At 68.1% G+C, this 20,217-nt stretch carries 19 protein-coding genes; 9 read left to right on the top strand and 10 right to left on the bottom strand.

The annotated features are described in order from the left end of the window. The first annotated feature begins 13 nt into the window (after positions 1–13). Positions 14–1,801, top strand: a complete 1,788-nt coding sequence (locus AWC27_RS02030) for a PE family protein (RefSeq protein WP_085668962.1) — start codon at positions 14–16, stop codon at positions 1,799–1,801. Between the two features lie 79 nt (positions 1,802–1,880). Next, on the top strand, positions 1,881–2,714 hold the full coding sequence (locus AWC27_RS02025) for an SDR family NAD(P)-dependent oxidoreductase (RefSeq protein WP_083114617.1): 834 nt from the start codon (positions 1,881–1,883) through the stop codon (positions 2,712–2,714). A 37-nt stretch (positions 2,715–2,751) separates the two neighbouring features. Here the strand turns inward: AWC27_RS02025 and AWC27_RS02020 are convergent, their stop codons facing one another. Both AWC27_RS02020 and AWC27_RS02015 read right to left on the bottom strand, forming a co-directional pair. Further along, positions 2,752–3,603, bottom strand: coding sequence for a glycine betaine ABC transporter substrate-binding protein (locus AWC27_RS02020; protein WP_085668952.1), 852 nt, complete (start codon positions 3,601–3,603; stop codon positions 2,752–2,754). Beyond that, positions 3,600–4,775, bottom strand: a complete 1,176-nt coding sequence (locus AWC27_RS02015) for an NAD(P)-dependent malic enzyme (RefSeq protein WP_245846786.1) — start codon at positions 4,773–4,775, stop codon at positions 3,600–3,602. The genes AWC27_RS02020 and AWC27_RS02015 overlap by 4 nt, the downstream gene beginning before the upstream one ends. Positions 4,776–4,954: 179 nt before the next feature. Between AWC27_RS02015 and AWC27_RS02010 the strand changes: the two genes are divergently transcribed. After that, a complete protein-coding gene (locus AWC27_RS02010; protein WP_085668950.1) occupies positions 4,955–6,649 on the top strand; it encodes a PE family protein in 1,695 nt (564 codons plus the stop codon). Between the two features lie 48 nt (positions 6,650–6,697). Here AWC27_RS02010 and AWC27_RS02005 read toward each other — a convergent pair whose 3' ends face one another. Beyond that, entirely contained in the window at positions 6,698–7,687 is a 990-nt protein-coding gene (locus tag AWC27_RS02005) for a malate dehydrogenase (RefSeq protein ID WP_083114624.1), read from the bottom strand. A gap of 175 nt (positions 7,688–7,862) precedes the next feature. On the opposite strand from AWC27_RS02005, the gene corA reads away from it, so the two are divergent. Then, on the top strand, positions 7,863–8,990 hold the full coding sequence (corA, locus tag AWC27_RS02000) for a magnesium/cobalt transporter CorA (RefSeq protein WP_085668949.1): 1,128 nt from the start codon (positions 7,863–7,865) through the stop codon (positions 8,988–8,990). A gap of 83 nt (positions 8,991–9,073) precedes the next feature. Here corA and AWC27_RS01995 read toward each other — a convergent pair whose 3' ends face one another. From AWC27_RS01995 to AWC27_RS01970, 6 genes are read right to left on the bottom strand one after another with little or no spacing between them, the layout of a single operon-like run. Then, positions 9,074–9,637: a suppressor of fused domain protein gene (locus AWC27_RS01995; RefSeq protein WP_085668961.1), complete on the bottom strand. Its 564-nt coding sequence runs from the start codon at positions 9,635–9,637 to the stop codon at positions 9,074–9,076. Positions 9,638–9,639: 2 nt separating this feature from the next. Next, complete coding sequence (locus AWC27_RS01990) at positions 9,640–10,818, bottom strand: ABC transporter ATP-binding protein (RefSeq protein WP_085668948.1); 1,179 nt, start codon at positions 10,816–10,818, stop codon at positions 9,640–9,642. 4 nt (positions 10,819–10,822) lie between these two features. Continuing rightward, a complete protein-coding gene (locus tag AWC27_RS01985; RefSeq protein ID WP_085668960.1) occupies positions 10,823–11,647 on the bottom strand; it encodes a carbohydrate ABC transporter permease in 825 nt (274 codons plus the stop codon). Positions 11,648–11,651: 4 nt separating this feature from the next. After that, the gene (locus AWC27_RS01980) at positions 11,652–12,539 is read right to left on the bottom strand and encodes a carbohydrate ABC transporter permease (RefSeq protein ID WP_245846784.1); all 888 of its coding nucleotides are present in this window, start codon (positions 12,537–12,539) and stop codon (positions 11,652–11,654) included. Then, entirely contained in the window at positions 12,536–13,948 is a 1,413-nt protein-coding gene (locus AWC27_RS01975; protein WP_139836707.1) for an extracellular solute-binding protein, read from the bottom strand. The genes AWC27_RS01980 and AWC27_RS01975 overlap by 4 nt, the downstream gene beginning before the upstream one ends. Before the next feature lie 19 nt (positions 13,949–13,967). After that, positions 13,968–14,495 carry a YflT domain-containing protein gene (locus tag AWC27_RS01970; protein ID WP_085668947.1) on the bottom strand — a complete coding sequence of 176 codons (528 nt, stop codon included), beginning with the start codon at positions 14,493–14,495 and terminating at the stop codon, positions 13,968–13,970. 138 nt (positions 14,496–14,633) lie between these two features. Here AWC27_RS01970 and AWC27_RS01965 point away from each other — a divergent pair, with 138 nt between their 5' ends. From AWC27_RS01965 to AWC27_RS01945, 5 genes are all read left to right on the top strand, one after another. Further along, on the top strand, positions 14,634–15,200 hold the full coding sequence (locus AWC27_RS01965) for a DUF4190 domain-containing protein (RefSeq protein ID WP_085668946.1): 567 nt from the start codon (positions 14,634–14,636) through the stop codon (positions 15,198–15,200). A 41-nt stretch (positions 15,201–15,241) separates the two neighbouring features. After that, positions 15,242–16,549 (top strand): magnesium transporter MgtE N-terminal domain-containing protein, encoded by a 1,308-nt coding sequence (locus AWC27_RS01960; protein WP_085668945.1) that lies wholly within the window; start codon positions 15,242–15,244, stop codon positions 16,547–16,549. Next, on the top strand, positions 16,546–17,082 hold the full coding sequence (locus AWC27_RS01955) for a DUF1003 domain-containing protein (RefSeq protein ID WP_085668944.1): 537 nt from the start codon (positions 16,546–16,548) through the stop codon (positions 17,080–17,082). Before AWC27_RS01960 ends, AWC27_RS01955 begins: the two co-directional genes overlap by 4 nt. Before the next feature lie 110 nt (positions 17,083–17,192). Then, on the top strand, positions 17,193–18,560 hold the full coding sequence (locus tag AWC27_RS01950) for a lytic transglycosylase domain-containing protein (protein ID WP_085668943.1): 1,368 nt from the start codon (positions 17,193–17,195) through the stop codon (positions 18,558–18,560). A 36-nt stretch (positions 18,561–18,596) separates the two neighbouring features. Continuing rightward, on the top strand, positions 18,597–19,748 hold the full coding sequence (locus AWC27_RS01945; RefSeq protein WP_085668957.1) for an Mrp/NBP35 family ATP-binding protein: 1,152 nt from the start codon (positions 18,597–18,599) through the stop codon (positions 19,746–19,748). 76 nt (positions 19,749–19,824) lie between these two features. Here AWC27_RS01945 and tatB read toward each other — a convergent pair whose 3' ends face one another. Beyond that, on the bottom strand, positions 19,825–20,208 hold the full coding sequence (gene tatB, locus AWC27_RS01940; protein ID WP_085668942.1) for a Sec-independent protein translocase protein TatB: 384 nt from the start codon (positions 20,206–20,208) through the stop codon (positions 19,825–19,827). Between the last annotated feature and the right edge of the window lie 9 nt (positions 20,209–20,217).

The following is a 20,217-nucleotide window of genomic DNA, read 5'->3' as shown; positions in this document are numbered from 1 at the left end:
ACTGGGAGTGTTGATGTCATACACGATGGTGGTCCCCGGGCTGTTAGATTCCGCGGCAAGGGATTTGGACCATATTCTGGCGCGCCTCACTGCGGCGAATTTCGCGGCGGCGCCCACCACCCGGGTGCTGACCGCCGGTGCCGACGAAGTGTCGCGCGCGATCGCGGCGGTGTTTTCCCAGCATGGACAGACCTATCAGGCGCTGAGCAGGCAGGTGTTGGCCATCCAGGCGCAATCCGCCCAGCTCTTGAGCCAAGCAAGCGGTAGCTACGCGAGCGCCGAAGCCGCCAACACGTCGGCGTTGCAGGCTCTCGAGCAGGGTGTGCTGGGAGTGGTGAACGCGCCCACCGAAACGCTGCTGGGCCGTCCGCTGATCGGCAACGGAGCCAACGGGGGCCCCGGGCAGCCCGGTGGGGCCGGCGGCGTGTTGTTCGGCAATGGCGGCAATGGCGGGAATGGGGTGGCCGGCCAGGCAGGCGGCAACGGCGGTAGCGCCGGGCTGCTCGGCAGTGGCGGCAATGGCGGGGCCGGTGGAGCCGGCGCGGGGGGCGGCAACGGAGGCAGCGGCGGGTTGCTGTACGGCAATGGCGGCGCCGGCGGGGCGGGCGGGACCGGCGCTGCCGGCGGCAGCGGCGGCAATGCCTTGCTGTTCGGCAACGGCGGTGCCGGCGGACACGGCGGAACCGGACTCACCGGCGCCGACGGTGTAAACCTCCCCATCAACGGCCAAGCGGCCACCGGGACCAAGGGCATCGATGTCAACAGCGCCGGCGATGCCATCGCCACCAGCGGTCAAGGCGGCGCCGACGGCGCCTTCGCCGCCGTCGGCGGCAGTGGCGGTCTGGGCGGCTCGGCCGACTCGACCGGCGGGAATGCTACCGCCGGCAACGGCGGCAACGGCGGTGTCGGCGGTATCGGCGGGGCCGGTGGTGATGGTGGTGGTGCGGTCAGCAAGGCGGGTACTGCCACAGCGGGTTCCGGCGGCGACGGGACCGTGGGGATCGCCTTTGGCGGTGCCGGTGGCGCCGGCGGTGACGGCGGGAAAGCCACTTCGTCTCTAGGCGGTCCATCGTTCGGGGGTGACGGCGGCCTTGGCGGTGACGGTGGAACGGGCGCGTCTGGTGGCGTGGGTGGCGTCGGCGGCGCCGGCGGAAACGGTGGCCGCGGCGGTCTGCTGATCGGCAACGGTGGTGCCGGCGGGTCCGGCGGCACCGGCGGCACCGGAGGTGCCGGCGCGATCGGCGGCCAGGGCGCCCTTGGTGGCAATGGCGGGGAGGCCGACGCCGACACCGTGTCCGCGACCGGCGGTGCGGGCGGCGACGGCGGCAACGGCGGCAACGGCGGCAACGGCGGCAACGGAGGCGCGGGCGGTACCGGCGGAGCCGGCGGCGCAGGCGGACTCTTCGGTAACGGCGGTAATGGTGGCAATGCCGGTATCGGCGGTATGGGCGGCGTGGGTGGCGACGGGGCCGGCGGGGGTGACGCGGGCAGCGGCGGGCAGGGCACGGCCACAACCGGCAATAGCGACGGCGGCGCGGGCGGCGACGGCGGCAACGGCGGCGCCGGCGGCACCGGTGGCAACGGCGGCGCCAGCGGCGGCAGCGGAGTCGGGGGCTCCGGCGGGTTCTTCGGCCAGTCGGGCGCCAGCGGCAACGGCGGTCAGGGTGGTATCGGCGGGTCCGGAGGAGGCGGCGGTGCATTCGGGGACCTCGGTGTCGGGGGCTCTGGGTCGACGAAGTCCGGTGCCCCGGGCATCGATGGCATCGCGGGTGTCAACGGCAACTCCGGTCAGCACGGCTAACGCTCGTTGTTCGGCCCCGTGGTAAGCGGAACCACCGGTACCGGCTAACCTCGATCGCAACGGAATAGGGAGGCTGTTCATGGAGGGGTTCGCCGGAAAGGTCGCCGTCGTCACCGGCGCCGGCTCAGGCATCGGACGGGCGCTGGCCCTGGAGCTCGGCCGCTCCGGCGCCAAGCTGGCGATCAGCGACGTCGATACCGAAGGACTAGCCGAAACCGAGAAAATGCTGAAGGCGATCGGCGCGCCGGTCAAGGCCGACCGGCTCGATGTCACCGAACGCGAGGCGTTCCTCGCCTACGCCGACGCCGTCAACGAGCACTTCGGCAAGGTGAACCAGATATACAACAATGCCGGCATCGGCCACACCGGCGACGTCGAGGTCTGCCAATTCAAAGACATAGACCGCGTGATGGACGTCGACTGGGGCGGCGTACTCAATGGCACAAAGGCGTTCCTGCCGTACCTGATCGCCTCCGGGGACGGGCATGTCATCAATGTTTCCAGCGTTTTCGGCCTGTTCTCCTGCTCGGGGCAGGCGGCTTACAACGCGGCGAAGTTCGCCGTCCGCGGCTTCACCGAGGCGCTGCGCCAGGAGATGATCCTGGCCGGCCATCCAGTCGGCGTGACCACCGTGCATCCCGGCGGCATCAAGACGTCGATCGCCCGCAACGCGACCGCCGCCGAAGGCCTGGACGCTGAGGAACTGGCCAAACTGTTCGACAAGCGGGTGGCCCACACCAGCCCGGAGCGGGCGGCGAAGATCATTCTGGCCGCGGTGCGAAAGAACAAGGCGCGCGTCCTGGTCGGCCCGGACGCCAAGGTGCTCGACATCGTCGTGCGGTTGACCGGTTCGGGATATCAGCGGCTGTTCATGCCGGTGCTGGGCCGCTTGGTACCCGCTGCGCACCGCTGAGACCCGGCGCCGTGGACGCAGGCTCGACGGCCGGTCCTCAACGCCCCAGCGGGTGCTCCGCCAGCCACGCGCCGGCCACCGCCTGCGGGTCGGCGCCGGCGCCCACCTTGCGGCGCATGTCGGTCAGCGCCGCGGTGTCCAGCACGCCGGCGACTTCGTTGATCGCCAACAATTGCCGGTCGGTCAGGGCGTTGCGCCGATAGAGCGGGACCACGTTCTCCGCGCGGATCAGCGCGTCCTTCCCGTCGGCCAGCACCACCAGTTCCGGGGGGATGGCCGGGTCGGCGGTGGTGGTCCACGCCGCAGTCAGTTCACCGGCCCGCAGTGCGGCGAACAAGTTTGTGTCGTCAGGGAATTCACGCGGCGCGGGTAACCGGCAAGGGCCCACTCCCGATGGCGGGCCGGCGCCACTGATGCTGCCGACAACTAGCCCGTCACAGTGGCGCGCCAGCAGGTTCACGTCGCTGCCGCCCCAGGCCTGGGCGGTGGCCGCGGTTACCACCAGCGCGGGCTTGTCCTCGGCGGCGGTGGTGTAGTCGCCGGCGGCCACACCTTCGGGCAGCGCGGAGTTCATCGCTTGGTAGACCTGCTTGTCAGACAGAGCCGAGGCGCCCGGCTGCAAACTCACCAATACCTGACCGGTGAAGGCCGGCACGACGGTGAACACCCCGGAGTCCAATTTCGCCATCGGGTCGGCCGCGGACTCGGGACGAGCAGCAAACCCATATGAGCGCAGCGCAGCGACGTAGATGGCGGCCAGCAATTTCGACTGGGCGTCCGGCCCGGATCCAACCACCAACTCGGGGCGCTGGTCGCGGCTTTGACCTGCACAACCGGCCACCGCGACGAGCAGGGCCAGCAACGGGGCCGCCAGCCTGAGAATTCTCACCCCGCGGTGTCTGAGGCAAAGGCCACCGCGGCCGCGACGGCTTCCACCACCCGCAGATCCAGGGGGCTCGGGACGATCCGGTCCAGCGCGAGGTCGTCGCTGGCGACTGAGTAAATCGCCTCGGCGGCCGCCACCATCATCTTTTCGGTGATTTGGTGCGCTCCGGCGTCCAGCGCCCCCCGGAACACTCCGGGGAAGGCCAGCACATTGTTGATCTGGTTGCAGAAATCGCTGCGGCCGGTGGCCACCACCGCCGCGTACTTGGCCGCGATGTCGGGATGGATTTCGGGGTCGGGGTTGGACAGCGCGAACACGATTCCGTCCGGCGCCATGGTGGCAATGCATTCTTCGGGAACCACACCGCCCGACAGCCCGAGGAACACGTCGGCTCCGTCGAGCGCTTGAATCAGCCCGCCGGTGCGACCGTCGGGATTGGTGCGTTGCGCCAGATCGGCCTTCACACTGTTCATGTCGGTGCGCCCAGCCTGCAGGATACCGCGCGAATCGAGCACGGTGATGTCCGAAACTCCCATAGCCATAAGGAGATTCGTGCATGCGACACCGGCCGCCCCGGCCCCTGAAACCACCACCCGCACCGAGGACATGTCCCGGCCGAGCAATTTGGTGGCACCCATCAGCGCGGCGAGCACCACGATCGCGGTGCCGTGCTGGTCGTCGTGCATCACCGGGCAGTCCAGCGCCTCGATGACCCGTCGTTCGATTTCAAAGCAACGCGGTGCTGAGATGTCCTCGAGGTTGAGCGCGCCGAACGTCGGCCGCAGGCGTATCAGCGTCTCGACGATCTCGTCGGGATCCTTGGTGTCCAGCACAATCGGGATCGCGTCCAGGCCGGCGAACTGCTTGAACAGGGCACACTTGCCTTCCATCACCGGCAGCGACGCCGCCGGCCCGATGTCGCCGAGGCCTAGTACCGCGCTGCCGTCGCTGACGACGGCCACCAGCCGGTTCGCCCAGGTGTAGCGGGCAGCCAGGGTGCGATCGGCGGCGATCGCGCGGCTCACCTGGGCTACGCCCGGGGTGTAGGCGATCGACAGCGCGCGTTTGGTGTCCAGCGGTGCGTTCAGCCCTACCGAAAGCTTGCCGCCTACGTGGGCGTCGAAGATCTCGTCGTTTCCGATGGCGATTTGTGTCGGCGGGTCGATTCTTGGCACGGGTTCGAGGGTACGTGGCCCGATCCCGTCGAAACCGACGGGTTGGCGCGCGGGCCGACGGTTGTCAAAGAAATGCATCGTCTATGCATTTGACCAAATCGTGGATTTTTTGGCGAGGCGCTGCTATAAGGTGTGGCCCGGCCGACTATTCGATAGTGACTCAATCGGGGAGCACAGCGATGTCGTATGTGGCGGTAGTGCCAGAGCTATTAACTTCAGCGGCAACGGAATTGGACGACCTTGGGTCACGGTTGAGTGCGGTCAACGCGGCGGCGGCCCTTCCCACCACGACTATGCTGACCGCCGGCGCGGACGACATATCAGCGGCGGTTACGGCGTTATTCGCCGGACATGCACAGGAATATCAGGCGGTCAGCAGCAAGTTCAGCGCGTTCCATGCACAGTTCATGCGGGCGTTGACCACCGGCGCCTGGTCGTACACCGCCGCCGAGGCGGCCAGCGTCTCGCCGCTGCAACAGGCGCTGGACGTCGTCAATGCGCCTACCCAGCTGCTATTGGGTCGCCCGCTGATCGGCGACGGCGCCAATGGCGGACCAGGACAAAACGGCGGGGACGGCGGGTTGCTGTACGGCAATGGCGGCGCTGGTGGTTCGACGACCACCCCTGGCCAGGCCGGCGGTCGCGGTGGCGCTGCCGGACTGATCGGCATTGGCGGGGCCGGCGGAACCGGCGGGCCCGGCGCAAACGGCGGCGCCGGCGGCAATGGCGGATGGTTGTTCGGCACCGGTGGGGCCGGTGGCGCTGGTGGGGACGCGACGGTGGTCGGCGGCAGCGGCGGTAACGGCGGAGCCGGCGGCAGCGCCGGGCTGTGGGGCAACGGCGGGGCCGGCGGGGCGGGCGGAGCCGGCACAACCGGCGCAAACGCGGTGAATCCGGTGCCCAACCAGGTACAACAGGCGTCCAAAGGCCCCGACGGGCTGGACAACTTGGCCGGCAACGGCGGTAACGCCGGACCCGGCAGCAACGGCGTCAACCCTGGCATCGGTGGCGGCGCCGGCGGCATAGGAGGTGACGGGCTGGCCGTCAGCAGCAACACCCCAGTCTTCGGAGGCGCCGGCGGGGCGGGCGGCAGTGGCGGCAGCTTCGCGAACGGGGGCGACGGCGGTGCCGGTGGCGTAGGCCAAAGCACCCCGGCTCTGGACGCCAACGCCACTGGAGGCATTGGCGGTGCCGGTGGTGCTGGCGGCGCGGGCGGCGCGGGCGGTGCCGGCGGCGTCGGAGGCCTCGGCAAGGCCGCCGGCTCTGGCGACGCTACGGGCGGCGCTGGTGGTGCCGGTGGAACCGGCGGTATCGGAGGTGCCGGCGGCGACGGCGGCAAAGGCGGTAACGCCCAGTCGGATTTTGGTAAAGGCATCGGCGGCAACGGCGGCGACGGAGGTACGGGCGGTGTCGGCGCCTCGGCCGGCGCTGGTGGAGCAGGCGGCTTCGGGGGAGCCGGCGGTCGCGGCGGCCTACTGACCGGCATGGGCGGCGACGGCGGCATGGGCGGCATCGGCGGCGACGGCGGCATCGGTGCGCACGGCGGCGCAGGCGGCAAAGGCAACGACGGCGGGATCGCGTCGGGTAGCGGCGGACCCTATAACAGCGGCGACGGCGGCGACGGCGGCGACGGCGGCGCCGGCGGTGACGGCGGGGCCGGTGGCGCGGGCGGAAACGGTGGCGCGGCCGGTGCGGGCGGACTGTTCGGCCAGGCCGGTACCGCCGGCACCGGTGCTGTCGGTGGTTTCGGCGGTAGCGGCGGCTCCGGCGGCACCGGCGGCGCCGCCGGAGCAGGCTTGAACCAGGGCACCCCGGGTGGCCCCGGCGCTCAGGGGGCTACTGGCGCCAATGGCCAGCATGGCCAAGACGGCTGAGGCGCCGCCCCATCACGCCGCAGCCGGCGCTTGCGCTCGCCGACGCCGCTAGATCAGCTTCAGCTCGGTGACCGCGTTGCGCTCGTCGACCAGCTCAGCGGTGGACTTGTCGATGCGGCCGCGGGAGAACTCGTCGATCTCCAGACCCTGCACGATCGACCAGTTGCCGTCCTTGGTGGTCACCGGGAACGACGAGACGATGCCCTCCGGCACGCCGTAGGAGCCGTCCGAGTAGACGGCCATCGAGACCCAGTCACCGTCCGGGCTGCCCAGCAGCCAGGAGCGGGCGGCGTCCACGGTCGCCGACGCGGCCGAGGCGGCCGAGGAGGCGCCCCGTGCATCGATGATCGCCGCGCCGCGCTTGGCGACGGTGGGGATGAAGTCGTTCTCGATCCACGCCTGGTCGTTGACCACCTCGGCGGCGTTCTTGCCGCCCACCTCGGCGTGGAAGATGTCCGGGTACTGGGTGGCCGAGTGGTTGCCCCAGATGGTGACCTTCTTGATGTCGGTGACCGCGGCGCCGGTCTTCTTGGCCAGCTGCGAGATCGCCCGGTTGTGGTCCAGCCGGGTGAGCGCAGAGAACCGCTCCTTGGGGATGTCGGGGGCGTTGCTCAACGCGATCAGCGCGTTGGTGTTGGCCGGGTTGCCTGTCACGCCGATGCGGACGTCGTCGGCGGCCACGGAGTTCAGCGCCTTGCCCTGCGCGGTGAAGATCGCGCCGTTGGCCTCGAGCAGATCGCCGCGCTCCATGCCCGGCCCACGCGGACGGGCACCCACCAGCAGCGCGAGGTTCACCCCGTCGAAGATCTTGTTCGCGTCCGCGCCGATCTGCACCCCGGACAGCAGCGGAAACGCGCAGTCGTCGAGCTCCATCACGACACCCTCGAGCGCCTTGAGCGCGGGTTCGATCTCGAGCAGGCGCAGCTCGATCGGGCGGTCGGGGCCCAGCAGCGAGCCGCTGGCCAGACGGAACAACAGGCTGTAGCCGATCTGACCGGCGGCACCGGTGACGGCGACCTTTAGCGGACTAGCGCTCACGTCGGTTTGCTCCTATGGAGGTCATGCGGATGGGGTTCGCGTCGAAACTAGCGCACCACGTCGCTGCGCAAATCTCCGGTCCGCTACCCAGCGCGCTTCGTCGCGCTCCGTTACGCGAAGACGCGTACCATGGACCACCGCCCGGCCAGAGCTGAGCTGCGATCGGAGGGTTGACGTGTTCCCAGGATTCGACGCATTGCCTGAAGCTCTAAGACCCGTCGCGCGGCCCAAGGTGCACGAACCGCACGAGCATCCCATTGGCGGCCGGGCCGAAGCCCTGGTCGACTGCGGTGTCTACGTCGACGGCCACCGCTTGCCCGGCAAGTATCCCTACACCGAGGCGCTGGCCAAGGTGCGCGAAGTCGCGCGCGCCGGCGGCGGCCATTCCGAGCAGACAGAGCCGTGCGCATTCGTCTGGATTGGCCTGCACGAACCCGACGAGGCCCAAATGCAGGAAGTGGCAGACGTTTTCGGGCTGCACCCATTGGCCGTCGAAGACGCCGTGCACGCCCATCAGCGGCCCAAACTGGAGCGATACGACGACACGCTGTTCTTCGTGCTCAAGACGGTCAACTACGTGCCGCACGAATCGGTGGTACTGGCGCGCGAGATCGTCGAAACCGGCGAGATCATGATCTTCGTCGGCAAGGACTTCGTCGTCACGGTCCGCCACGGCGAGCACGGCGGACTGCACGAGGTGCGTAAGAAGATGGATTGCGACCCCGAGCACCTGCGGCTGGGGCCTTATGCGGTGATGCACGCCATTTCCGACTATGTGGTGGACCACTACCTCGGCGTGACCACCTTGATGGAAGACGACATCGACAGCATCGAGGTGGTCGCATTCGCTCCCGGCCGCAAAATCGACGTCGAACCGATCTACCTGCTCAAGCGCGAAGTGGTCGAGCTGCGCCGGTGTGTGGCCCCGCTGTCGGGGGCGTTCCAGCGCATGCAGACCGAGAACAAGGACGTCATCTCCAAGGAAGTCCGGCGCTATCTGCGTGACGTGGCCGACCATCAGACGGAGGCCGCCGAGCAGATCGTGGCCTACGACGACATGCTGAACTCGCTGGTGCAGGCCGCGCTGGCCCGCGTCGGCATGCAGCAGAACATGGACATGCGCAAGATCTCGGCGTGGGCCGGTATCGTCGCGGTGCCCACCATGGTCGCCGGCATCTATGGGATGAACTTCAAGTTCATGCCTGAGCTCAACGAGCAGTGGGGCTACCCGGTAGTGGTCAGCGCGATGGTGATGATCTGCGTGTTGCTCTACATCAGCTTCCGCAAGCGAGACTGGCTCTAACGACGCAAGTCGAATGTGCGTCCTTGGCTTCGAGCGTGCAACCAGGGCGGAATTTCCGCCGCGCGGCCGCCCTGGGTACACAGTCAACGCGGTTGTGCGGCAGGACGATTCGGATCCAGCACGTCCACACCGTCGTGCCGCCAGGCCTGTCGCATCGCCTCGGCACCCTTGAGCCGCACCCATGCCGCCTCGGTCGCGGTGATCGGCGTCGCGGACAGGAAACGCACCGGGTCGGGCGCTACCGGCAAGTCGGGAATATCACTGTGGCCCAACAATATCGCGGTAAACGCAGCCCCGGCCCACAGCGGCGACCCGAGGTCGATCAGCGCGTCGGCGACCAGTACCACGCCCTCGACGGCCGGGGTCGCAGCCAGCAGCGCGATGCTGCGCACCAGCCCGGCCGCCGGCTCGGCCCGACGCAGACACAGCACCACCTCGGCGCGCGGCCCATCAGACTGGTCGACCAGCACCTCAGCCGGATCGACCATCGGGTGTCGCGAGCAGCCCAGCGACACGTAGTGCACCAATTCGCTTGTCGCCGAACGAAAGCGCAGCACCTCGACGGGATCAGTACCCAGAAAGGTCACACTCGCCGAGTCCGGCTCGGCGTCGAAGTGGCTGCGCAGATGCGTGCGTACCTGGTCCAGTATCACGGCGCCGCGGACACCGGGATCGTCAGATTAGCCCCCGAGTCCCCGTCGAACACGGCGAGCTTGGCGGTGTCGAATGCCAATTCGATGGGTTGTCCGATCGCAGCCTTGGATTCGGTGGGAACCCGTGCCACGAACTCGTTTTCGCGCGCCTCGGACTCGGCGGCGAGATCGGCCAGCTGGGCCGAATGCACGTCGTAGCCGGCATTGCTGAAGTACACGTATTTGTCCGAACCCAGCGACTCGACCAGGTCGACGGTCACCTCGAAGGTCAGTGCCCTGATGCGCTGGTAGCCGTCGATCAGCGCGGCATCGGCGATGTGCTCGGGCCGTATCCCGACGATGACGTTTGCCGGCCGCTGATGCTGCGCGATGACCTCGCGCACCTCCGGTGCCAGCGTCACCTCACCAAACGGCAGCGTCAGACCGATCGGGGTAAGCGTGGCGGGAAAGAAGTTCATCGCCGGCGAGCCGATGAAGCCCGCGACGAACAGGTTGGCCGGCCGCTCGTAAAGCTCCGTGGGGGTGCCGATCTGCTGCGCCACTCCGCCGTGCATCACCACCACCCGGTCGCCCAGCGTCATCGCCTCGGTCTGGTCGTGGGTGACGTAGACGGTGGTGGTGCCCAGCCGCTTTTGTAGCCGGGCGATCTCACCGCGCATCTGCACCCGCAGTTTGGCGTCCAGGTTTGACAGCGGCTCGTCCATCAGAAATGCCTTGGGGTGGCGCACGATTGCCCGGCCCATCGCGACCCGCTGCCGCTGCCCACCCGACAATTGCGAAGGTTTTCGATCCAACAGCCCGCTCAGATCGAGGATTTTGGCCGTCTCTTCGACTTTGGCCGCGATATCGGCCTTCTTCAGCTTGGCCAAGGTCAGCGGAAACGCGATGTTCTGCCGCACGCTCATGTGCGGATACAGCGCATACGACTGGAAGACCATGGCGATATCGCGGTCCTTGGGCGCTTTCTCGTTCACCCGCTGGCCACCGATGCGCAGTTCGCCCGACGAGATATCCTCAAGTCCGGCAATCATATTCAGCGTTGTGGTCTTACCACAGCCGGACGGGCCGACCAGAATCAGGAATTCTCCGTCGGCGATGGTGAGGCTTAGGTCGCGCACCGCGACATGACCGTCGGAATAACTCTTGTTGACATGCTCGAGCACAATTTCTGCCATCGCGCTATCCCTTCACAGCACCGGAGGTCAACCCGGCGACGATGCGTCGTTGGAAAATGAGAACGAACACGATGATCGGGATCGTGATCAGCACCGCGCCGGCCGCAATCGATCCCGTCGGCTCCTCGAATTGTGAGCTGCCGGTGAAATTGGCGATCGCCACCGGAGCGGTGATGGCGGCTTGGGTGGCCGTCAACGACAACGCCAACAGCAGGTCGTTCCAGGCGAAGATGAACACCAGGATGGCCGCCGTCACCAGGCCCGGAGCCGCCAGCGGCACAATCACTCTGCGGAAAGCCTGCCCTGGCGTCGCGCCGTCCATCTTGGCCGCCTTCTCCAGATCCCATGGGATCTCCCGGAAAAACGCCGACAGCGTGTAGATGGCAAGCGGCAACGCGAAAGTGATGTAGGGCAGGATCAGCCCGGGCCAGGTATCGAACAATCCCACGGCGCGTTCGATGTTGAACAACGGCGTCACCAACGAGATCGCCGGAAACATGGTGATCAGCAGCGTCATTCCGATCAACAGCCGCTTGCCCGGAAAGTCCAGCCGGGCAATCGCATACGCCGCCATCGCTCCCAGCAACACCGCGATCACGGTGGTGATCAAGCCGATTCCAATCGAGTTGATCAGCGCCGAGCTGAAGAAGTCGCCGCGGAAGATGCCGCGGTAATTGTCCAGCGTGATCGACGCCGGAATCAGCTTGCCGTCCTTGACCATTGACGTCGGCTTGAGTGACAGACTGAGGATCCACAATACGGGCAGCAACGCGTACCCGACCACGAGAACGTCGACAACGACCCAGAACGTCAAGCGCCGCGCGCCCAGAGATTCAGCCACGGGCGCCAGCTCCCGGAGCGCCCTCAGCTTGATGGGCACCGAACAGCTTGATGAAGATGAACGCGATCAACGCCACACACAAGAAGATCAGCACGCTGATAGCCGAACCCAGGCCCACGTTGAAACCCTTGAACAGGTTGTCGTAGCCCAGGATTGACACCGAACCGGTGTTGTTCTCGCCGGCGGTCAGCACGTAGATGTTGTCGAAAATCCGGAACGCGTCCAGGGTCCGGAACAGCAACGCCACCACCAGAGCAGGTTTCATGATCGGCAAGATGACCCTGGTCAGGCGGCGCCACGCGCCGGCGCCGTCAACCTGGGCGGCACTCAGCAAATCCTCTGGCACCAAAGCCAATCCGGCCAGCAACAGCAGCGACATGAACGGCGTCGTCTTCCACACTTCGGCAACGATCACCACCCCCAGCGACGGGATCTGCTGGGTCAGTGGCGCGCTGCCGTGCGGCAACAGGTTGGCCAGATACCCGGTACCCGGCGTCCACGCGTAATACCAGCTGTACGACGCGGCCACCGTTACGATGCCGTACGGGATCAGCACGGCGGTGCGCACCAGGCTCTTGGCCACCACGGTGCGGTGCATCACCAGCGCCAGCGCCAAACCCAGCAGGAACTCGAACGTCACCGAAACCACCGTGATGCCCAGCGTCACCACCAGGGCCGTCCACCAGTACCGATCGGTCAGGATCGTCTGGTAGTTGCCCAGGCCGACGAACGCGGTGTCTTGCGGAGTGGCCAGGTTGTTGCGCTGCAGGCTCAGCCACACCGCGTACCCGATCGGGTAGGCCGTCACCGCCAGCATCACGATCGCCGCGGGCGCCACCAACAGCAACGCCAGCCGCCGCTCGCCGTCAAGACGCGTCACGGCAGCAGGCCTTTACCGTCGATGGCCTTCTGCGCCTGGACGGTGAGCTCGTCGGCCGTGCGCTCCGGGTCAATCCGGGTAACCGGGCTCAGCGCAGTCGCCAACCGGATGGACAGCGCCTGGTAGGCCGGGGTGGCGGGCCGCACGGCGGCGTCGGTGAGCTGCCGGCGAATGATCTCATACATCGGATATTTCGCCTGGAAGCGCGGATCGGAGTACAGCGAGGTGCGCACGGCCGGCAGGCCGCCCTCGATCGACACGTACTTCTGGTTCGGCAGATCGCGCAGGCACCTGACGGCCTCGAATGCTTCGGCCCGGTGCCGGCTTGTTCTGGCAACCGCCAGGTTCAGCCCGCCGATCGTCACCTTGGCCGGCTGACCGGGCACCACCCCGGGATAGGGCGCGAAACCGAACACCTGCCGGCTGGCCGCGTAGGCGACGCGGAACTGTTCGTCGGTGGGCACGAACGTCCCGACGTTGTTGACGCTGCCGGCCAGCTCCGGGATCCGGTTGAGGGGCAGGAACGGCACTCCGCCTTTCACTGCGTTTTCCAGCATCGAAGCGAACACGTACGGCCAGTTGACCTCCAGCGCGGCCTTGCCCTGCTCGAAAGCCAGCCGGGCGGTGCCTTCTTCGGCACGGCTGATCGACGGGTCGGCTCCGGGCGCGGTGGCCACCGACTTCAGCACCCGCAGGGCGGCGACGGTGGCGGCCCGGTGCTCGGGGGTGTCGGTCAGGGTGACCCGCTTGCCGTCTTCGTCGAGTACCTGTCCCCCGACGCTGGTCAGCACGGTGTTGAACCACACCACCAAGCCCTCGCCCTGGTTGGCCTGCGCGGCGATCCAGCTCGGCTGACCGGAGGCGCGCAACCGGGCCGCCTCGGCCACCATGCCGTTCCAGTCGGCCGGCGGTTGGGACACCAAATCGGGCCGGTACCAAAGCAATTGAGTGTTGGTAATGACGGGCTCGGCATACAGCCGATGTTTCCAGGTCGCCGTCTTGAGCGGTCCCGCCAGGGTGTCGGCGGTGGCGTCGGCCTCGGCCAGTCCGGCCGGGTCCTCGGACAGCGGCACCGACCAACCCGCTTCGGCGAACTCGGCGGTCCACACCACGTCCATGCCCATCACGTCGAGGGTGTGGTCGTTGCCGGTGAGCCGCCGGGCCAGCTGCAACCGCTGCTCGTCGGGGGACCTGGGCAGACTGACGTGCCGGATGACGTAGCGGCCACCGGCCTGCTGTGTGCAGCGTTGCGCGATGGCGGTGAAGGTCGCCCCGTCGGTGGCCGGCGTATAGAAGCTGATCACCAATCCGCTCCCGGCCGATCCACACCCCGAAACCACCGGCGCGGTCATGAGCGCACCCAGCACCGCGGCTGCTGCACGCCGGATGCGCCCACGACTCAACAACACACTTGTCCCCGCGGCGACGTCAGATCGCCAGGCGCGCCAGCAGATCCCGCGCCTTCTCTGCGTTTTGCGGGTCGCAGAGCACGTCGTAGCGGCCGGCCACCAGTTGCATGGTGGAGCTGAAGTCCCTGGTGCCGCGCGCCATCGCATACGGGACGGCAGACGTGATCAACCCGAAGAACACCCCGGCGACCAGACCGGTGATCAGTGCACCCCACGGGTTAGGACTGAAGAAGCCGAGCACCAGCCCGATGAACAGACCAAGCCAGGCGCCGCTGAGCACGCCACCGCCAAGCACTTTGGTCCAGGTCAGCCTGCCGGTCACCCGCTCCACCTGCATCAGGTCGACGCCGACAATGGTGACCTGCTGGACCGGGAATTGCTGTTCGGACAGGTAATCGACGGCGCGTTGCGCCTCGGCGTAAGTGGGATATGAGCCGACCGGCCAGCCCTTGGGCGGAGTCGGTAACCCGGGCACGGCGCGGCGACCCGCACCCGCCCCGCCGGGCGTAGCGCCAGGGACCTGTCCAGGCTGGAATGGGCTAGTCATCGCTCCTCATTGTCCTCTGCCTTGGCCATCGTTTCATGTCCAGGTCAAGTCCGGTACCTGCAGATCACCCATATCCCCTGGCCGCAAGCCCGATTCGGGACCGTACCCGGGTCGGGCACATAGGCTAGGTTGATCACCATGACAGCTCCCGGCGGCCCCTCCGGCGAGAGTGCACCCGACGGCCCACCCGCCAGCGAGCACCCCCCGACGCAGCCCTCTGAGCAGCCGGTTCACCACGTTCCGTGGGCCTCACCGGCATCGTCTGGGACCGTCGACTATCCGTCGTCGGCCTACCAGCCGCCGAGCTACCAGCCGCCTCCGGGTTACCAGCCGTACCCGCCCATGCCGCCGCCTTATGGTTCCGCACCCGGCGGCTACGGACCACCGTCCTATCCAGACCCGTATCAGTATCACGGCGGCTACTACCCCGGATACCCCGGATCGGAGTACCTGGGCGGCGGCTACGGAGCATTGCGGGCCGGGACGAACACTTTGGCAATCGCCTCACTGGTGACGTCGATTGCCGGCGTGCTTTGCTGCGGCATCAGCTCGATCGTGGGCATCGTGCTGGGCACGATCGCGCTCAACCAGATCAAGCAGACCCGGGAAGAGGGCTACGGCCTGGCGGTGGCCGGGATCGTGATCGGCGTCGCGACGCTGGTGGTCGCCCTGATCGTCTTCCTGTTCAGCATCCCTTCGCGCTAGCCGCGCGGCCGCGCCGGCGGCGACTGCCTACGCTCTCAACCATGGGATCAGTCGACCGGGTCTACGTGGCGCGACTCTCGCGGATGATGGTGCTGGGCCCCATGGGCGAAAACTTCGGCCGCGTGCGCGACGTGGTGATCAGCATCAGCATCGTGCGCCAACAACCGCGTGTGCTCGGGCTGGTCGTCGATCTGGCAACTCGCCGCAGCATCTTCATCCCGATGCTGCGCGTCGCCGCGATCGAGCCCAAGGCGGTCACCCTCAACACCGGCAACGTCTCGCTGCGCCACTTCGAGCAGCGCCCCGGTGAGGTGCTGGCGCTGGGCCAGGTGCTCGACACCCCGGTGAAGGTCACCGACCCGGACTTGCCGGAGCTGGCCAACGCCGACATCGTGATCACCGACCTGGCCATCGAGCAGACCCGGACCCGCGACTGGCTGGTCACCCGGGTGGCAGTGCGCACCCACCGGCGGCTGGGGCGACGCGGGCCGGTTCATGTCGTGGACTGGCAGAACGTGCACGGGCTGACGCCGTCGGCCCTGGCCATGCCGGGACAGGCGGTGGCCCAGCTGCTGGATCAGTTCGAGGGGCGACGGGCCGTCGACGTCGCCGACGCCATTCGCGGGTTGCCCAGCAAACGCCGTTATGAGGTGTTCAAGGCGCTGGACGACGACCGGCTGGCCGACATCCTGCAGGAGCTCCCCGAGCTGGATCAGGCCGAGGTGCTCTCGCAACTGGGCACCGAACGGGCGGCCGACGTGCTGGAAGAGATGGATCCCGACGACGCCGCCGACCTGCTCGGCGTGCTGAATCCCAACGATGCCGAGATGCTGCTGACTCGCATGGATCCCGACGACTCCGACCCGGTGCGCCGGCTGCTCAAGCACTCGCCGGACACCGCGGGCGGCTTGATGACGTCAGATCCGGTGGTGCTGACGCCCGATACCTCGGTGGCCGAGGCGCTGGCCCGGGTTCGCGACCCTGACCTGACCCCGGCCCTGTCGTCGATGGTGTTCGTGACGCGCCCGCCGACTGCCACTCCGACCGGCCACTACCTTGGCTGCGTGCCTCTTCAGCAGCTGCTGCGCGACCCGCCGGCCGCGCTGGTCGGCGGAATCGTCGACACCGACCTGCTCACCCTGACACCGGAGACCCCGCTGGGTGCGGTCACCCGCTACTTCGCCGCCTACAACCTGGTCTGCGGCCCCGTCGTCGACGACGAAAACCACCTGTTGGGCGCCGTCACAGTAGACGACCTGCTCGATCACTTGCTGCCGCACGACTGGCGCGTCGACGTGCAGCAACTCGACCCCGCCGGCCGGCCCGCCCGATCTGGAGGGCATCAATGAGCAAGCTGGCAGCACCGCGCGGGCTGTACACCCCGCGCACCTCGCGCAGGTACACCCCGCGGCTCGATCCCGAGGCCGTCGGGCAGATCACCGAATCCATCGCGCGGTTCTTCGGCACCGGCCGCTACCTGCTGCTGCAGACCATCCTGGTGATCACCTGGATTCTGTTGAACCTGTTCGCCGTGCACTGGCGCTGGGATCCATACCCCTTCATCCTGCTGAACCTGGCCTTCTCCACCCAGGCCGCCTACGCCGCGCCGCTGATCCTGCTGGCGCAGAACCGTCAGGAGAACCGCGACCGGGTCGCGCTGGAGGAGGATCGCCGGCGCGCCGCACAGACCAAGGCCGACACCGAGTACCTGGCCCGCGAGCTTGCCGCGCTGCGGCTGGCCATCGGCGAAGTCGCCACCCGCGACTACCTGCGCCACGAACTCGATAGCCTGCGCACCCTGCTGACGGAAATGCAGACGCCCAGAACGGAACCGGGGCCGGCGCGACTGGCCGACGATCGGCGTGCTAAAAAATCCAGCTGAGAACCAACTCCGCCATTGCGCAACTCCAGTAACAAGAGTTATGTATGGTGATCTAGTTCACGAAGCTAAGAAAAGACAGTTTCCCGACGGCTCATCCTGAGGACGGTCGAGTGCGCATAGGGGGACGCTGGGGTGCACACCCGGCCCTCGCCACGGTGCGGCAGCGGGCATCTCGCCTGACGCGCCCGGCACTCGGTATGGCCGTGATCACGCCCCTGGTCTTCGCCGGGGCGGTCAGCGGAACGGCCCCCACCTATCCCGGCAAGAAGCCGCCCATGCGCGCCGCCATCACTCCGGTGGCCGCCGTCGCGCCGTCGCCGCGCATCGACCTATCCGGCCCGGTCGTCATCTCCCTGCAGCGCCGGCCGACCAAGTTCCACGTCGCCGCCGCCACCATCTCCGCACCGCCGCCCCCGATGATCGTGAATTCCCCTGGCGCCCTGGGCATTCCACTCATGGCGCTGACCGCCTACCGCAACGCCGAGACGAAGATGGCCGCCGCGGAGCCGGCCTGCGGCATCAGCTGGAACCTGCTGGCCGGCATCGGGCGCATCGAGTCGATGCACGCCAACGGCGGTGCCGTCGACGCGCGCGGCACCGCCGTCAACCCGATCTACGGCCCGGCGCTGGACGGCACGCTGCCCGGCAACGAGGTCATCATCCAGAGCCAGGTCGGTAATCGCGTCACCTACGCACGCGCGATGGGCCCCATGCAGTTCCTGCCCGGCACCTGGGCGCGCTACGCCATCGACGGCGACGGCGACGGCGTGCCGGACCCGCAGAACATCTTCGACTCAACCATGGCCGCCGCCCGGTACCTGTGCAGCGGCGGGCTCAACCTGCGCGATCCGGGTCAGGTCATGGCCGCGATCCTGCGCTACAACAACTCGATGTCCTACGCCCAGAACGTGCTGGGCTGGGCGGCGGCCTACGCCACCGGCGTGGTGCCCGTCGACCTGCCGCCGATCACCGGGCCGCCCCCGCCGATCGGCGACGCGCACCTCGAGCACCCGGAGGGACTGGGGCCCAACCTGCCGATGAACGTCAACGGCCTCGGCGTCAACGACCCGATGAGCTCGCACATGCCGCTGATCGACTTCGGACCGCCGCAGATCCTCACTCAGGCACCGATGTGGCCGATGCCGCAGCAGCCCATGTGGCCTTGGCTACAGCCGACCGCCCCGGCGCAGGCGCCGCTGCCGACGAACGTTCCTGGCTGCACCTTGATCTGCATTGGCGCGCAGGACCCGGCACCCGCCGGCCCGCCCATCCCCAATGGTGGGATCGTGCTGGCGCCGCAGGGTCCACCGCCGGCGCCGCCCCAGGCTCCTGCGCTGCCAGATCCGCTGGCCCCGCCACCGATCGCACCGCCGCCGGCCCCGGCCAACCCGGCGCCATCGCCTAAGCCGGCTACGCCGCAGAGCCCCAAGCCCAGCCCCCCGGCACCGGGTGAGCCGGCACTCACGCCGGTCAGCTGATCCGCCGCAGCCTGCAGCCGCCTACACTCGGCGGTGATGTCCGGAACCCGAGATGACGCCACCGACCTCGTCGGGGCGATTCGCAACGCGCTGGCCAAAGTCATAGACCCCGAACTTCGCCGTCCCATCACCGAACTCGGGATGGTCAAGGGCGTCGACATCAACGCCGACAGCAGCGTGCATGTCGAGATCTACCTGACCACCGCCGCCTGTCCCAAGAAGACCGAGATCAGCGAGCGCGTCACTCAGGCGGTCAGCGACGTCCCGGGCACCGGAGCCGTCAAGGTCAGCCTCGATGTGATGAGCGACGAGCAGCGCACCGAGCTGCGCAAGCAGCTGCGCGGTGACGCCGCTGAACCCGTCATTCCGTTCGCCCAGCCCAGCTCGCTGACCCGGGTGTACGCGGTCGCGTCCGGCAAGGGCGGGGTGGGCAAGTCCACCGTCACGGTCAACCTGGCCGCCGCCATGGCCGCCCGCGGCCTGTCGGTGGGTGTGCTGGATGCCGACATCCACGGCCACTCCATTCCTCGCATGATGGGCACCACCGACCGGCCTACCCAGGTCGAGTCGATGATCCTGCCGCCCATCGCCCACGAGGTGAAGGTCATCTCGATCGCCCAGTTCACCCGGGACAACACACCTGTGGTGTGGCGCGGGCCGATGCTGCACCGGGCATTGCAGCAGTTCCTGGCCGACGTCTACTGGGGTGATCTGGACGTGCTGCTGCTCGACCTGCCGCCCGGGACCGGGGACATCGCCATCTCGGTGGCCCAGCTGATCCCGAACGCCGAGATCCTGGTGGTGACCACTCCCCAGCTGGCCGCGGCCGAGGTGGCCGAACGAGCCGGCAGCATCGCCTTGCAGACCCGCCAGCGCGTGGTGGGAGTGGTGGAGAACATGTCCGGGCTGGTGTTGCCGGACGGCAGCACAATGCAGGTGTTCGGTTCAGGCGGTGGCCAGCAGGTCGCCGAGCGGCTGTCGCGCGCGGTCGGAGCCGAGGTGCCGCTGCTGGGCCAGATCCCGCTGGACCCCGCGCTGGTGGCCTCCGGCGACGAGGGGGTCCCGCTGGTATTGAGCGCACCGGATTCGGCGGTGGGCAAGGAACTGAGCAGCATCGCCGACCGCCTGTCGACTCGCCGGCGCGGTCTGGCCGGTATGTCGCTCGGGCTCGACCCCACCCGGCGTTAAACCCGCGAGTGTGCGTGTCTGCACAACGACACGCCGCAATAGGGGTACACCTGCGCACGTTCGAGCACCTACGCGACTACGTCGCGTCGGGGTCGAACGGGGTGCGCTCCGGATCTGCCGCAGGCTGTTGCGGCGCAGACGGCGTAGGCGGCGCCTCAGTCGGCTTGTCGAAGTTGCCGGTGAAGATGGAGTCGTCGCCGTCGAGGAGATGCTTGGTCAAAGCCGCCCGCGGCGTCATCCCCCGCAGCTTCTGCAGTTCGCCGAGATGCCCACGGATGTCGTCGAATTCGGGCCCCATGTCCTCGCGCAGCTGGTTGGTCACGCCGCTGAGGTAGTCGCGCGCCTGCCGCAGCGCGCTCGCCGACCACCGGATGGCACCCGGCAGCCGTTCCGGGCCAAGCACCACCAGCCCGACCACCACGAGGACGAGCATCTCCCCCCAGCCGATGTTGGCGAACATCAGGTCGGA

Origin of the sequence: Mycobacterium szulgai, from assembly GCF_002116635.1 — a bacterium.
In the GTDB taxonomy this organism is placed as follows: domain Bacteria; phylum Actinomycetota; class Actinomycetes; order Mycobacteriales; family Mycobacteriaceae; genus Mycobacterium; species Mycobacterium szulgai.
Note: the sequence above shows the minus strand (reverse complement) of the source record. Positions and strands in the feature narration are given on the sequence as shown.